Annotated in this window: 10 protein-coding genes; 3 read left to right on the top strand and 7 right to left on the bottom strand. The window is 43.7% G+C overall.

Annotation, left to right across the window (positions count from 1 at the left end; genetic code table 11):
• Window positions 1-28: 28 nt before the first annotated feature.
• Entirely contained in the window at window positions 29-1,804 is a 1,776-nt protein-coding gene (locus L1D23_RS01880; protein ID WP_239863922.1) for an EAL domain-containing protein, read from the bottom strand.
• A 478-nt stretch (window positions 1,805-2,282) separates the two neighbouring features.
• Here L1D23_RS01880 and L1D23_RS01885 point away from each other — a divergent pair, with 478 nt between their 5' ends.
• Window positions 2,283-3,932 (top strand): response regulator, encoded by a 1,650-nt coding sequence (locus L1D23_RS01885; protein ID WP_239863923.1) that lies wholly within the window; start codon window positions 2,283-2,285, stop codon window positions 3,930-3,932.
• A gap of 81 nt (window positions 3,933-4,013) precedes the next feature.
• Here L1D23_RS01885 and L1D23_RS01890 read toward each other — a convergent pair whose 3' ends face one another.
• On the bottom strand, window positions 4,014-4,811 hold the full coding sequence (locus tag L1D23_RS01890; RefSeq protein WP_239863924.1) for an ABC transporter substrate-binding protein: 798 nt from the start codon (window positions 4,809-4,811) through the stop codon (window positions 4,014-4,016).
• Between the two features lie 102 nt (window positions 4,812-4,913).
• Between L1D23_RS01890 and L1D23_RS01895 the strand changes: the two genes are divergently transcribed.
• Window positions 4,914-5,330 carry an RNA-binding S4 domain-containing protein gene (locus L1D23_RS01895; protein ID WP_239863925.1) on the top strand — a complete coding sequence of 139 codons (417 nt, stop codon included), beginning with the start codon at window positions 4,914-4,916 and terminating at the stop codon, window positions 5,328-5,330.
• 129 nt (window positions 5,331-5,459) lie between these two features.
• On the opposite strand, the gene L1D23_RS01900 is transcribed toward L1D23_RS01895, so the two are convergent.
• The 5 genes from L1D23_RS01900 to L1D23_RS01920 form a co-directional block, all read right to left on the bottom strand.
• Window positions 5,460-7,208 carry a formate--tetrahydrofolate ligase gene (locus L1D23_RS01900; protein WP_239863926.1) on the bottom strand — a complete coding sequence of 583 codons (1,749 nt, stop codon included), beginning with the start codon at window positions 7,206-7,208 and terminating at the stop codon, window positions 5,460-5,462.
• Between the two features lie 159 nt (window positions 7,209-7,367).
• Entirely contained in the window at window positions 7,368-7,556 is a 189-nt protein-coding gene (locus tag L1D23_RS01905; protein ID WP_239835256.1) for a hypothetical protein, read from the bottom strand.
• Between the two features lie 39 nt (window positions 7,557-7,595).
• Complete coding sequence (locus tag L1D23_RS01910) at window positions 7,596-9,953, bottom strand: fatty acid cis/trans isomerase (RefSeq protein ID WP_239863927.1); 2,358 nt, start codon at window positions 9,951-9,953, stop codon at window positions 7,596-7,598.
• 101 nt (window positions 9,954-10,054) lie between these two features.
• Window positions 10,055-11,674, bottom strand: a complete 1,620-nt coding sequence (locus L1D23_RS01915) for a VRR-NUC domain-containing protein (protein ID WP_239865351.1) — start codon at window positions 11,672-11,674, stop codon at window positions 10,055-10,057.
• A gap of 63 nt (window positions 11,675-11,737) precedes the next feature.
• Complete coding sequence (locus tag L1D23_RS01920) at window positions 11,738-12,970, bottom strand: OFA family MFS transporter (RefSeq protein ID WP_239863928.1); 1,233 nt, start codon at window positions 12,968-12,970, stop codon at window positions 11,738-11,740.
• Window positions 12,971-13,441: 471 nt separating this feature from the next.
• On the opposite strand from L1D23_RS01920, the gene L1D23_RS01925 reads away from it, so the two are divergent.
• Window positions 13,442-15,442 carry a methyl-accepting chemotaxis protein gene (locus tag L1D23_RS01925; protein ID WP_239863930.1) on the top strand — a complete coding sequence of 667 codons (2,001 nt, stop codon included), beginning with the start codon at window positions 13,442-13,444 and terminating at the stop codon, window positions 15,440-15,442.
• Window positions 15,443-15,572: the final 130 nt, after the last annotated feature.

Genomic DNA, 15,572 nt, shown 5'->3' on the forward strand with positions numbered 1-15,572 from the left:
GTGACAAAACGTTTGTTGGCGAGGTGCGTCAAACTAAGGTGTATTGACTGGCGCTAGCGAGAGAAAGTGGCTTAGAGAACCAATACCCTTGGAGGAATGAAGCACCCATATCAGTGAAACATTTTTGCATCTCAGCATTTTCTATACCTTCAACAACGATATCCACCTTGTGTGATTGGCATAATTGAGTGATAAATGTGAGGTATTTTAAAGTAGCGGGGTTGTCGAGACATCGCCAAGCCATGGTTTTGTCGACTTTAATTTGCTTAAGGGGCAAATCAAAAAAGCTGTTGAGTGAGCTATATCCTGAGCCAAAGTCATCAAGGGAAAGTAAAAAACCGTATTCGCTCAAGCGGCTTAATTGAGAGATGGCACTTTTGTTGCCATCAAGAATGATCGTTTCAGTCAACTCTAAGACAATATTTTTTGTGTCGACTCCGTGTTGGTCGGCAATCAGTTTTATTCGATCTGGAAACTGATGGTTCAACAACTGTAGAACAGACACGTTCACATTCACACGAATGTTTGTTTTGTGGGTTGCTAAGTACCTTTTAATGAATTGGCACGCTTTGGAGAAAACAAGGTAACCTAACTCAACAATCAAGCCTTTCTTTTCAGCCACTTCAATGAATTCATCGGGGTAAATTTCACCAACCGTGTTACTTTTCCAACGTACCAGTGCTTCGAAGCTGGCGACACGATTTGTTTTGGCACAGATGATAGGTTGGAACTTAACCGTCAGAGTTTCGTTATGAATGGCGTTGGCAAGTTCCCGCTCGATGTAAAAGTGCCGATCAACTTTGCTTTTCGTCTCATCATTGTAGACACCAACGCGATTATGTCTTTTTTCACCTGCAAACTGACAGGTACGCGCAGCGATTTTAATCACTTCTTCCGCTGCGAGTCCAATGTCAAAGCGAGGAAACATCCCGATGCTAATATCTGCACCATACAGGTATCCACTGGCTTGAACCGATTGTTGGTAAGTCTTGGAAATGTTTTCTCCTAGCAGCATGAGCTCATCAGTCGAATATTGGCCTCTTATCAAGACAGCAAAGTCATCGGATCGGACACGATAGATATCAACAAAGTCATCGGTAAACGAATTTAATGCCGTGATAAGGTGTGACATCACATCACGTAAAATATGGGGCCCGTAAGCGCTGAGGTACGAGCGAATATCGCCAATTTGGATATAGACCAGTGAATGTAACCCCGGTAACTGGTCAGCTAATCCATCAATATCGATGATGAGTTTCTGACCATTAGATAGCCCAGATGCATTGTCTCTAAATGCAGCTTGCTGAACGTAGGTTTCCATCAATTTTCGGTCTGAAATATCACGGTGGCAGCCAATCATAAAACGTGTACCGTTAATGGTTTTGGTCACCGCCGTTCCTTCAATCCAAACATATTGACCGGATTTGTTTTTGACTCGGTATTGAGTCGATAGCTTACGATCATCCTCTTGGAAGTGTGTGTCAACTTCACCTTTTAGCATGGCTTTATCCAGAGGGTGTACTAGGTTAAACCATGCATCTAGATGACATTGACCAGAGGCAATATCATATTTTTCATAAAAAGTAGGATTGTAAAAAAAGATCCGATCATCATCGGTCATATAGAAAATACCATCATTAAACACATCAAACATGTGCTTAAAGTGGTTATCCATCAATTCGTCAAGTTCGGCGCCACTCAGAGAAGCGGAGCTTTGTCCTGGTAAGTTCTCATTGGCAGAGCGGCTACCTGAGATCGACGAAGCGTTCGATTGCGACGTTTTGTTCTTAATGATATGTGACATTTAATTCGACGTACCTAATCCAACACTTGGTAAGCCTTCCATAAGCTTTATTGTTTAAATTTATAAATATCTTCCGTGTAACCTATATTTGTAACATGAAATATTTATTAAGCTCCAGCAGTCAAGCCAGTATCGGGCAGTAAATGTGAGCTTTTATTGATGTGTGTTCATATTTTAAGCTGAAATGTCGTTTTCAGAGGTAGCGAATTGGAGAAATGAGAAGCTGCGCTTCTAGAATTTGACTGTAATAATTCGTCACTTGCAAAGTCAACTTCATTTGAAAAATGAGTGGGTTTGTTAGGTGATAATGTGCCAAAAGTATTAAATGCATTGCTCTTGTAAATACTGTTTTATCAACTATTCCCCTCGTTTTTGTGAACGGTAAATCCTGACGAAACTCTGATAAAACTGACGTTTTAATCAGCTTTTCCTTTCTATACCCTAACGAGCAATTTCACTCTAGTCAAAGCAGTTGAATATGTTCGGCCAAATCCAAAACATCAGCCAAGCGGGAGTCTTGATCGCAGACGACTCTCCATTGGTCGTAACTAATTTAAGAATTTTGCTTAGGGAGCTGGGCTTTAGTGACCGTTTAATCTTTACGGCTAAAGACGTGCGATCGGTCTATCAAACTTTACGAGAAATCTCGATTGACTTATTCATTTGTGATTATAGATTTGGCAAGGAGCTTAACGGCAAACAAATATACGAAGAGTGTTGCCATTATGGTTTGATTCGCTCTGAATGTGCATTCGTTATGTTGACGAGTGAAACAGGAGGAAACGTTGCGCGCTCAATTTTGGAGGCGGAACCTGACGAATACATTCTTAAGCCGTACTCGATTTATGACTTCAAGAAGCGAATTCTACGCGCTTACAAGCAAAAGCAAATATTGTCTTCTTTACTGCGATCTACCAAGAAGGCGAGTTTCAAAGAGATAGAACACTCCTTTAGCAAAGCTAGGGAGCAATACCCTGAATATTCAACCAGTTTTGTTCGTGCTCAAGGGGCTGTGTACCTGAGAGAGCAATACACCGAACAAGCATTTTCACTTTTTCAGGCTTGTCAGCTAAAGTGCACCAGCCATTGGGCTATCGTTGGTTGCGCAATGGCGTTAGTCATGGAAGGTAAAGAAATCAAAGCACAAGTATTGCTTCAGCAATGGATGGATGAAACAGGTAAAAAGCCATCTGCAGTGTTAGACGTGCAAGCGTTATGTTGTTTGTTACAGAAAGATCGTGAGGGAGCCCAACAAGCGCTACTTCAAGCGATTAAATTTTCAAAAGGAAGCGCATCTCGTCTTTTGGCTTACATTCACTTATGTGAAATGGAAGAAAACTATCAGAGCGTAATGAGTCACTTAGCTGTGTATCGAGATCAAATCGTCAATACACACCGTAATACAGTAGTGAATGCCACTCACGTTCTGCGGTTAAAATTGCTCACAGCAACAGCGCAAGGACGATCTATTTCGATGTCTGCTCACCATGAGTTGTCCAATATAATGAAGGCAGACTTGTCCGATCATGATGCATTGGCGCTCACTTTAGTCGATGTACATATTGAGTTGCATGATAAGAACTATAAAATTGCTCGGATAAAGTTGGCAAATTTACTCAAGAACTACCAGAAACTAGACCTGCCTTTACTGGATTATCTTTTATTTCTACTTTACGAAACAGACAATTACTATTGGTTTGACAAAGTAACTCACCATGTTCGAAGTCATCGCTCTGGCTCGACACCATTGTTGGGAGAGGCTTCCTTGCAATTATTAATAGAAAGCCGGATTGAACGCGGTAGAAAACGTAAGTCCGATTTAGTGAGACTATTGTGTCAAGTTGACAAGTATGCTGTTCAATCAGTAGATAAGGCGATAGCTCTGTGCTTAGAGGTGTTTAAGTCTAGACTGCAATGTGTGGAGGTCGCCAGCAAACTGTTATCGCTCCTAAGCCGAGAAATCCCAGCAAAGGTGAGTCCTGCTGACGTGAGAAAAGCGATCTTTGACTGCGAAGCCGCTATTAGCCATACATCGAGTTTGAGAAGGAGCGAGCGTATTGAAGCGCAAAAGAAGCTCAATTTAGTTAAGCACAAATTTAATCGATCATTAGCAGCTGTGACAATGTGAGAGTGAAGCCAATATTTGAGTTGATACTTTGTACCCCAGCAGAATTTCGGTCATACTTCGTCTTGGTAGCACATGAATGACCTACAGGCTACTATCGAAATAGGCTTTTATGATGGCTTCAATCTCGCCTTGTTCTTGAAGTTTCACTAGGTTGTGATTGAATTGTTTGACAAAATCTTGCTTGAATGGATAGTTATCGGGTTCACGATTTGTAAATCCTAAATAGCCCTGTTCAGCACTAACCACTGCACCTAAGGTTAGCTGCCAGTCTTCTGGTAGTAATCCTTCCTGGGTCATACGTTTAATTTCCCATAAAATAGACAATCGGTCATTCATGTAACAATCGATTTTTTTGTCATGAAGATTAGTCAGATTAGGTCGGTTACCTTTGGCTTCGAGCAGAGTGATTTTCCCTGCTTTGACTGCATCCCAAAACTGTTTGCCGCCAAGGGCAAAGGCCTCATTGACACCGACTTTTAAACCAAAGTAATCGCTTGGCCAACGACTTAAAGAGCGTGTTTTTACACTGTCTGAGTTGCAGAACACAACCACTTCTTCATCAAGAATCGGTTTAGAGTAGGGGGAGATATAAAGGCGTTTGTCGGAATAATAATAGGGCGGATAGAGCGCAAAACCTTGACCCACTTTGAGCATCTTTAACCCACGCTTCCACGGAATTGGGACTAGTTTAATCTCATAGCCCGGCATCTCTTCAAAAACACGACGTAAAATATCACTGTAAATGCCTTTTGCTATGCCATTTTCACTATAGCTATAGGGTGGATAAGAGTCGTCACCATACACCAGTACTTTAACTGGGGGAGAATAGGCGACTGCCTGACATGAAAATAAGAGCAGAATGAGTATCCATCTAAGCAAAGCGAGTACCTTTAAAATGCTTTTTATATGATTAACTTTAGTTTATTTATTTAAGGATAGGCATTAGACTCTGCTTTTTTCTAACTGCGGCTGAAGTAAAACATGACGGATGACTACCAAAACGAGCAAGAGATTGAAATTGAAGCGATAGGAATTGAGGTTTCAACTCAGCCCATAGAGCTGTATAAGGTATTCAAGATCGCTAACCTTGTCGGTGGAGGCGGTGAAGCGAAACACATTATTGCAGAAGGCTATGTTGCGGTTAATGGTGAATTAGAAACTCGTAAACGCCGTAAAATGTACGATGGTGATTTCTTCGAGTTCAACCAAGAATACTATGTTGTGGTTTGCGATGCCCCAGTGACTGAACCAGAAGAGCGTTCAATCACTAAATCGGACTCAAAGCCGGATAAGAAGCGTAAGCCACCTAAGACAAGTCAAGAAAAGAAAGACAGTGAACAGAAGAAAAAAGGTAACAAGAAAAACGAGATAGGTCGTTCAAATATCGATTTTCTATAAAGCTCACTGCACTGCACTGCACTGCACTGCACTGCACTGCACTGCACTGCACTGCACTGCACTGCACTGCACTGCACTGCACTGCTCTGCACTGCACTGCTCTGCTCTGCTTTGACCTGAGCTTTTGAGCTAGCTCAGGCCGACGATGTTGCCTGCATCATCCAGATCTAGGCTCATGAAAGCGGGTTTTTCTGGCAGGCCAGGCATGGTCATCACGTTACCACAAAGCGCGTAAATGAACCCAGCACCAGCACACAGCTTTAGTTCTCGGATTGGAACATCAAAATGCGTTGGTGCCCCCTTCACAGAGCCGTCGGTAGATATGGACAGTGGTGTTTTTGCAAGGCATACCGCTAGGTTATCGAACCCTTGCTGCTTGTATTCTGCCAACTGCTGTTTTGCTTTGTCGCTTAGTGTGACTCCTGCGGCGCCGTAACCGGATTCAGCTACCGCCATTAGCTTTTCTTCTGTTGTCTGCTCGAAATGATACAGGGGTTTGAAGCCAGTTTTTTGCTGACATTGCTTGACTACTTTTCTCGCCAACTCAGTTGTGCCTTCCCCACCATGGGTGAATCCTTCACTGATAGCGACTTCAACATTGTTCGGTAGAGCTTGAATCATGTCAGACAGTTGCTGCAATTCATGTTCACTATCCTGTGGAAAGCGGTTGATCGCCACCACTGCTGGGATACCGTATTTGTTGACGTTGTTAATGTGCCACTTGAGGTTATCGAACCCTGAGGCGAGTGCGACAGGATCTTCCTCAAAGAGTGAATCCGGTAAGGCTTGGCCGGGCTTTAAGTCGTAATGGCCCGAATTTGCTTTCAATCCACGTAAAGTGGCAACCACGACAGCACAATCTGGTGCCTTGCCGGAGACTTGCGCTTTGATGTTACACGCTTTTTCAAACCCCATATCAGAACCGAAACCACCTTCCGTTACTGTGAAGTCACACAATTTCGTGGCAATGTTGTCAGCAATGATTGAAGAGTTGCCATGGGCAATATTAGCAAATGGGCCTGCGTGGACGAGAGTGGGGACTCCTTCGAGTGTTTGCATCAATGTGGGTTCAATCGATGCTTTCATACTCACTGCCATTGCACCAGCAACTTGAAGATCTTCTGTTGTGACAGGTTGACCTTCAAGATCATAAGCGACAACAATTCGTCCAATGCGCTGACGCAGGTCTTTTAAGTCACTGGCCAGAGCCAGTACAGCCATAAGTTCCGATGCTGCCGAGATATCAAAACCGTCTTGCCTTTCAAAGCCATTAATATTTTTGTCATGGGTATTTCGGCCGACAGTGACCATACGTAGGGCTCGATCATTATGGTCCATGACACGTTTCCAAACGACACGCTCTGGATCTATACGCAGTGCCTGTAAACCTGAACGCTGCTCAAAATTCTGATAGCCTTCTCGCTGCTCATGATAAATCCTTGCATCGATAGCTGCCGCAGCTAGGTTATGTGCAGCGGTAACGGCATGAATATCGCCAGTCAGATGCAAATTTAACTCTTCCATTGGAGCTACTTGCGAATAGCCACCGCCAGCAGCTCCACCTTTCACACCGAAAACTGGGCCCATGGAGGGTTGGCGAATACATGCCATCACGGATTGATTGATTTTAGCCAGTCCTTGAGCGAGGCCGATAGTGGTAACGGTTTTCCCTTCGCCCAGAGGGGTTGGAGTGATAGCTGTGACTAATACCAACTTACCCGAGTTATTGTTTTGTAATCTGGTTAAAGCACTCAGTGATACTTTCGCTTTATATTCCCCTTGGCTTTGATATTCGCTGTCCAGTAGTCCTGCATTTTGGGCAACTTGGTTAATTGGGTGTAATGTTTGAGAACGGCAGATTTCAATGTCCGACAGCATAAAACCCTCCATGTGTAAGAGTTTGAAGAGAAATCAACGCGACATGGCGTTAAGGGTGTCGATAACGATTAGTCGTTACCTTATTTTGCAGTAGGAGGATTATACGTGTTACGTGATGTGGAAGGCAAAAGAAAGCCCCGTAAAACGGGGCGTTCATCGTTAATACCAATCGTCCTCGGGGATTATTTTTCCCTCAGGTGCGTAAGGACCATCATCGAAAGGATGTTCAGCTTTGCCGCGCAAACTTTCTAATTGATGTTCAAGCATTTGGACAGTGTCGTAATCACCCTCTGAGCAAGCCACATAGATTTGTTGCTCGATAGCGCGAATACTATCTCTAATACTCATACTCACCTCCCGCGTTAGAAAACGCTCGGTTGAACAGTTCTACCTATTCTCAAAACGATTATAGTCAAGTAGACCAAATTCGACAGGCTGATTTTCTTTGTACCAAGCATGTATTTTGTCGCTGAAAGGCCAGAATTTGTCTGAGCTTCGGCGGATTGCGAATCGATCCAATAACTTAACGTAGTCGTCTTCCGAGCGGACATTTTTTATCATGCTGACGAGCTGAGTAATCTCGTCTTCATGTAATGAAAGATACGCAGCGGGGTAACTTCCGATCACTCCTCTCACTAGAGTGAAATCATCATTTTTATAATCGCGATTACTTTCTTCATCGAATAAGCTAGAGATGTTGGTATGTGCATTATTGTGAAGCAAAGTAAACAACTGCTCTTCACCAGCCTCAGACTCAATCATGAGCATAATAATTTGAGGAAAATTAAGGAGTCCTTTTCCTTTGATGTTGTCGATAGTTCGCAAGGCAGATTCATTAGCAGGCTTGAACCCGGTTTGCTCTATGTCGTAGCGATTGCTCAGCACCGGTGCAAGTTTTGTCTGTAAAATGTCGTAAAGCTCTCGCTTAGGGTTGTCGGTCTGATATGGAACCTGTGTTGGCTGATCAAAGGGCTTCACATTGTTATGTAAGAAATCACTCAGCTGAGGGCTTTGGTTTTGATACCAACTTGATTGCTCAATGTGGCGCACATCTCGCGGGAGGAGAGCGATAAAATTACTTTCGCCTTCAAGCCTCAAGAAGTCCATAAAAAGTCGCGTCATGAGCTGGTGGCCGAAGTTTCCATAGACATCAAAGCCAGCAACGAGTAGGTAGTGAATGCGCTCAATCAGAGCATAATCTAGAATCCAAGCCGTCTTTGGTGGCTTTCCAACTAAGCCTTGAACCACTGATGCGCTGTCAAAATGGCGGAACACGGTCAACGCGGCATTAGGATTGGTGCCATCACCACTCCAAAGAATATCCGTTGTTAAGTGCTTTCCATCTTTGAACCAGTGGTTAATAAAGTTGGACTTGGCTGTTAAGTAGCGAGCTTGCTGGCGTGAGTATGCGACCCAGCTTGTGATAGGCAAAGTATTGCTCTCCAACTCGGCTGGCAATTTTAAGTTTTCAGCTTGTGAGCGATAAAACTCATTCACCTCTGGAATATCTGATTTCTCAGGGTCAAGAAAGAATACCCAAAAACGATCATTAATCACGTTGAGTGCCAATTGCCCACGACAAACGGGGCCTTTTATATAGGCGTTAATAGTGTTTTGTGCATTGTCCAACATGAACTTAAAACGAGATTTTACGGGTAACTCAATAAATGCCGTCATTGGGTTAGCCGCTATTTCAGGTTCATACCCGGGGAGTTGAGCGACGTCATAATCTGCTTCGAGAAACCATTTCTGCCATTTATCCATACGTTGGGTGTTGAGAGCGAAGGGCATATGGGTCTTATCGACAATAGTGGCCTGTACAGGAATTAGGCGGTAGTAAACACGCTTGGCTTGTGGATCATCGTAAGGTCTTCTCGTTGTGATACGTTTGAGTGGTTGTCCCGGAGGCGTTTTTGAACGAACCAAAGTGAAAAAACGCGGTGTGGTTTCATTTAGCTCTGAGAAATACAGATGGGATAAAAACAAATGTTCATAGATGTAGCGTGCGGTAAGCTGTGCTTTGCGAGAGCTTTTGTTGAGAAATTGTTCGTATTCGTTGACCAAAGCTTGGTGTTCTGTGGCCAGTGGGATTGGCGCATTCATTAAAGCGCCATCTTGCAACCAGCTCATGAGTGTTGAGTATTCATTTGGTGATAGGTTAGGCATCCCAAAAGGCATGCCCCAACTAGGGTAATCTTGAGCATAGCTGTCATACTCTTCGATGGTTGGGCACTCCTGAGAGCGATCGATTGAAAAATCAAATCCTTCAAGTTGGGCTTGATCTGGTAAAGGGTGAGCTTCTTTTTGCATCAACAATTTGGCCATTAGGCCGGCTTCGATGTTAGCTGTTGGTGTTTGATCTCTCTCATTAAGTACGGGATGAAACCCCATAGAGCGCCATTGCTCTGTTGTTTGAGCATCTTGGAATAGCCGGGTTGGTGTTGCTGCGGTTAAGCGTGTTCCTTGATAGACGAGTTCTTTGCTCCCGCCTCGGTCAATACCCTCCACGGAAGACATCTTAAGTTGGCAGGGTGCATCGTAGCAGGCGTGACAGACGACACAGCGGTTATCGATGATGGGTTTGACTTCGTTTAAGAAAAAATCACTAGGTTGGCTGACCGTACTAGCTTGCCTGTCACGGATCTGAGCCTCGCCAAACAGTTGGTTGTAATTGAAACCTGCATAAGTGGCACAACCAGCGAAGGCGGTAACGACAGTGAGAATAAAAAAGGAACGTAAATTCATTTGGATAATAACTATATTGACGAGGTTTGATAATTTCAGCAGAAGGATATTAAATTGGCAAATAAATAAGAGCCTTGTAAGGCGTCTGTCTTATCGGTGAGCTAACGCTGAGTATTCGTTACATAGCAAACCGAAAACGGAACATGGAGCTTTTGGAAGTGGTCAATCCAACGCCACTGATTGTCTTGGAGGCGATCCCCCGGTCCTTTGACTTCCATCCACTCAAACTTCCCATCTTTAAAGAGCACCAGATCAGGTAAGCCATTCCTATACAGTTTGAGGTCTTGCAACATGATCTTAAAAAGCTGGCATAACAATGAGCTTGGGATACAGGTGAGAGCGTTTTCTAATAATTGCGGGGTAAACACATTCCAAGAAACAAATGGATTGTTTACGCCTACTTTGTCTTGATAAATTTGAGTTAGATTCGAAAGACCGTCTTCTTCTAAAACAGTGAAAATATGACTGATAAGAGACTGACGCTTGAGCGAGAAATCAGGCTGGTAGAGATCCAAGGGTCGATATTGATAACGATTGATAAATGCGCCTTCTATGGGACTAAATATCACCTCCCAAAATGCCAATCCAAATAAACCGTTGAGTAAGGTATTTTCAGAGTAAAACACGTTATAACCTTGCTGTTCGAAATGTTCTTTAACCGCTAGTTCAACGCATTGATGTGATAAATCTAGCGATAGGTGTCGCTCTTGAAGAGTGGGCTTGCTCACTCTTGGGACTTTCAAGCCCTTAAGGCGTTGCAGACGCTGCTGTAGCCTGTTCGCGACCTCTTGCTCTGATACATCATAAGGGGTATGCAACATATCAGTGACAATGTCACTCATTGCATTTAGGTGACCTTGCTTATCATAGATTCGTGCGCGACGTTCTCGCGACGGAGGTAATGACGTGTGCTCAAACCATCGGTTAGCAAGTTCGTACTCTTGGAGCCGCTCTAAATCACGTGCGATGTCGTTTATGAGGTGCTGACGTTTTCGCTCCACGTAGTTATGCGGGATTGGCGTGGCGAGCTGCGCAAGGTGATTCATCAGTGTTGGGACACATTGGCGATCTCCATTTAGATAGCTCTCCTGAGTTCGCGATAGAGTAAGCAGTTGATCCAATTCACCACGCGAAGCAAAGAATCGGCGCTCACGGCTAAGTTGGTAAGGCTCAAACTGATGTAGGCCAAGCTCATCTAGGACAAACTGGCTGAGATCTTGGTGGGTATTAGCAAAGAAAAGAGCCAACAGAACATCAATAACCTGTGGAGATTCAAGTCTGATGATGATGAAGCCTAAAGCGTTATATTCAGAGAAAGCTTGGGGAGAGAGTGCCTCTATGATGGCTCCTTTTTTGGCTTGTTTATTCGTGATATTAAACAGGCGGATCAACTCCGGCTTTGTGAGCAAGCTGGAGGCTAATGTTGGGATTGATATATCAGGATTGAGTGTGACGAAATCCGAAGTATTGAGTTCATCTAGAGTAGTGTCAAGGTCGTCGATCTCATCGTATTTTAACTTGTCACTTCGAAACCATTCACCCTTGCGCGAAAGCAGCCTAACCAGTAGACATTTAGCTTGAATCGATAAATGCTCAAAGTTGTCTAACCATTGCTTTTCTGATGGAGAAAGTAAATCGGGGTACATTTCTTGAGCATGATGCGTCAACTTCAAGAAGTTATTTAGGTAGTAATCAGCAGGTAATACGCTAGGTTGATGCATAATAGATAGAGACAAAAAAGGCTTAACCGCAAGGTTAAGCCTTTTAAAGAAATTTTCAAATTATCAAGCGTTTTTAAGCTTAGCCGATTTGGCTTCAGTGATTGGCTTAGTCACCAGGGCTAATACGATACACACTGCCATCATGATTGCCGAAATGGTGTAAGCAAGACCGTAACCATCACCACTTGTCATGGAGAAACCAACGACAGCTGCGCCGATCGCACCACCAATACCCCATGCTGTGTATAGTACGCCATAGTTAGTGCCGTAATTCTTAAGGCCATAAAACTCAGCGGTCAGTGTTGGGAAAACCGCAAGTAGGGTGCCGTAACCAACAGCGGCAATAGCTGTGCCGATGATCAACGTGAATTCCGTTTTAAAGGTGGCAAACAGCACCATGTTGATACCTTGCAACACGAAAGCAAGGAGGAGTGTACGTACACCACCAATCTTATCTGCCAGTATACCGGCGGCTACACGACCACCTGAGTTAAATACCGCCAAGATGGATGCAAGATAAACCGCATTGGGTAAGTTAGCTTGAACACTCGCGATGGTGGTGATGTTACCGATGATCATTAGACCAACAGAAGCGGCAAATGCGTACATGATCCATAGTGAATAAAACTGAGGCGTCTTAAGCATCGACTTCCACGTTAAGTCCTCTGTTTTCTTTGTCGCTTTTGGCGCTTGGCCTTCTTTTAGGTTAGGTTCCGCTGGTGTATAGCCCGCTGGCGGATTACTGATAGTCGCAGCAAGAGGAACAGCGATCGCTAAAACGCCAGCGCCCAATATCATAAAGCTGGTTTGAATGCCCATACTGTCAATCAATGCTGAAGTGACAGGTGCAAGATAGATAGCGGCAAGACCAAAGCCCGCAGCAATCAGGCCGTTGACCATCCCTTTTTTAGAAGAGTGGAACCATTTCATTGCCGATGGCGAAAGGCATGCATAGCCAAAACCGATACCCGCACCAGTGATCACGCCAAAGGTAATGTTCAGCATTAGTGGCGTTGTAGCAAAGCCAGAAGCAATCATGCCTAGCCCTGTCAGAGCAGTACCTAAAATCAATATTTTGCGTGGGCCCATACGATCTTGAAGGATACCCGCAACAAGAAGACAAACAGAAAAAGTGATGGTTGCGATCGCATACGGTGAAGAGGCTTCAGCTGCGCTCCAGCCAGACTCCGTTACCAATGCTTTGTTAAACACACTCCAAGCATACAGGATGCCAAGACAAAGGTTGATACAGAATCCCGCTAGCAGTATACGTGTCGCTTTATCAATCTTGCTCATTTTTCTTCTCAATTTCACCTCTAAATAAGAGGTATGGTTAACAGGCTATTTATTCAAATTAAGTTTGCGTTTATCAACACAAAGCGTAATGGGCGCGAATTATAACCAATCTATATGTGATTGGAATCTCTTTTTGGGGGTATTTTAAGATTATTTTTGTTTGTTAATTTGATGTTTTTATTGTTGTTTTTATGTGTCTGCTTTTGAGGGTTTTGGCAACCTAAACAAAGTCGTGTATTGATACGAAACCTCCTAGGGGAAATAGAGACTGAAGGATGAGAATGTGTTGGGAATCAGCCGCTAACAAACATGGCTGGGTTTGTCTGTAGTCAGTCTTTCTCATAAACCTGAGCGGTATGGGATCTATTCATTGAGCAAACAGTCAAAAGTTCATGAAAATGCTTAACTTATATTTAACAATAAATAGCAAGGCGCTATAGTTAGGGGATTATTAAAATAGGAGTTATTAGGATGAAACTCACGATATCAGGGAAGTTGCAGTTGAGTTTTCTGTCGCTTGCGGTACTTTTTATCGTTGCTGCGCTCTTTATCTTCCGTAGTGTCAATACTGTTGAAGAGCATACTACATTTTTATTAGAGTCCGACCTGCCGACCGTAGATACAGGACGTTCCCTACAACAATCGCTACAAGCGACAGTCTCGACTCTCAGAGCTTATATGCTGTTGGGAAGAGATGAATCTATCGGCTCCCTACAACTTGAGCAACTCAATGGCGTTATTGCCTCGACTGATGAAGCTTTACCTACACTTGAAAATTTGTTGGATGAGTCTTCTTACCAACAAGTGTTAAGCCAATGGCAATCGGTGAAAGCTTTAGTAAATCAGATCTCCGAAACCAGTCATTCAGATGAGAACCTACCGGCACACTCCTTGTTTATCAATGAGGCTGCTCCAATTGCTGAGGTGGCATTGGATCAGTTGCAGGGGCTGATTAATGATGAGGCGGGCAATAAAGAAGGTGGGGAAAGAAAGCGATTATTTCGTTTGTACGCTGATAGCTATACCTCTCTTGCTAATGCACTGTCTTCAATGCGAGATTTTCTCCTGTATGGTAAAGAGGAACACCTCAGTAAATATCAGGACTTCCTAAAAGCTCACGGCAAATATGTGGCTGAGATAGAAAGCAAAGTGAGTTTAATGAGTGATAGTGACCGGGGGCTGTGGGATCTTTTCAAAGAAATGCAGCAGCTTTACTTTCCTCTGGCAGAGCAAGTCATTGCTCTAAGAACCACCAGCGGTTGGAACCTAGTGAATGAAAAAATGGCTAAAGAGTTGGTTCCAGCAGTGGATGTTCTGAATACCAGTTTGGAAAACTTGATCCAAAAACAGCAGCAGCAAGCCGATATCAGTGGACAAGGTATTTTCAGTTCATTGTCCAGCGTCGTATCGCTCCTTATAGCCTCTTCGATTATTTTTCTCTTAGCCTCATTCACGGTTTCCACATTCATGGGCAGAAACATAGGGCGACGGATTAAAATCGTTTCAAAGCGCGCTCAGCTGATTGCGGCCGGTGATGTTTCCCAGCCTCCACTTAATGTTGAAGGCAGTGATGAGTTGGCAAGCTTGACAAGCTCTATCAACAAGATGAATGTCGCACTGTTGGATATTGTACGTGGTGTAAGCGCTAAAGCGAGGACTGTTGGTGACAGTATGACATCACTACTTGAAGCGAACATGAATACTTCCAACAAAGTCGACAGTCAAATGTCTACGATGACATTGGTTGACCAACAACTTTCCGAAGTCAGCCTATCAGCAGATGAAACAGCGAATCAAGCCAAGCTCTCTGCTAGCAATCTTGCTGAGTCTAAAAACCAAATAGAAGTCGGCTCTCAAGCGTTGGAGCAAAACATGCAAACTGTTACGTCCTTACACCGCACGATAGAAAGTGCGAGTCAGCAAGTTACAGAGTTAAGTAAAGAAAGTGAGGCCATTGGCCGTGTTACTGAGGTAATAGAAGGACTTGCTGAACAAACCAACCTCCTAGCACTTAATGCGGCAATTGAGGCTGCAAGGGCAGGGGAGTACGGTCGAGGCTTCGCGGTTGTTGCTGATGAAGTGCGTCTTCTGGCAACAAGAACCACTGAATCAACGACAGAAATTAACAACATTGTTCATGCAATCCAATCTTCTACAGCTGCTGTTGTATCAGAAATAGATAAGAGCAAAATACTAGCAGAAGAAGGGGCAAATCATACCAAGCAAGCGCATGGTACACTCGGTGCGACGACCGATCAGATTGAACGTTTGGATTCGCAGATGAAAGAGTTACTGCACTCAGCTGAGAGTCAATCTTTGGCTACTCAAGAAATCCACAGCTTAATGTCTGATGTGACCAGTCGAGTAAAGGAAGTTGCCGATATTTCAAGTTCATCTTCCCAGGTCTCTGAACAAGTTCGTCATCAGGTCGAGGAGCTCAATGAAGAGATGAAGCACTTTAGAACAGAGTAAACTAAAGTAAATCTTTTTATGTTAAATGAAGTGAGGGCTAAAAAGCCACTTTAAGGTCGATTTGCACATAAAGTCAGCACTTAAGCCTGAAAATGAAAAAAAGACTTTTCTTTTCAGGCTGATGTGGCAT

The sequence above is a fragment of the Vibrio sp. Isolate24 genome, from assembly GCF_022398215.1.
Lineage (GTDB): Bacteria > Pseudomonadota > Gammaproteobacteria > Enterobacterales > Vibrionaceae > Vibrio > Vibrio coralliilyticus_A.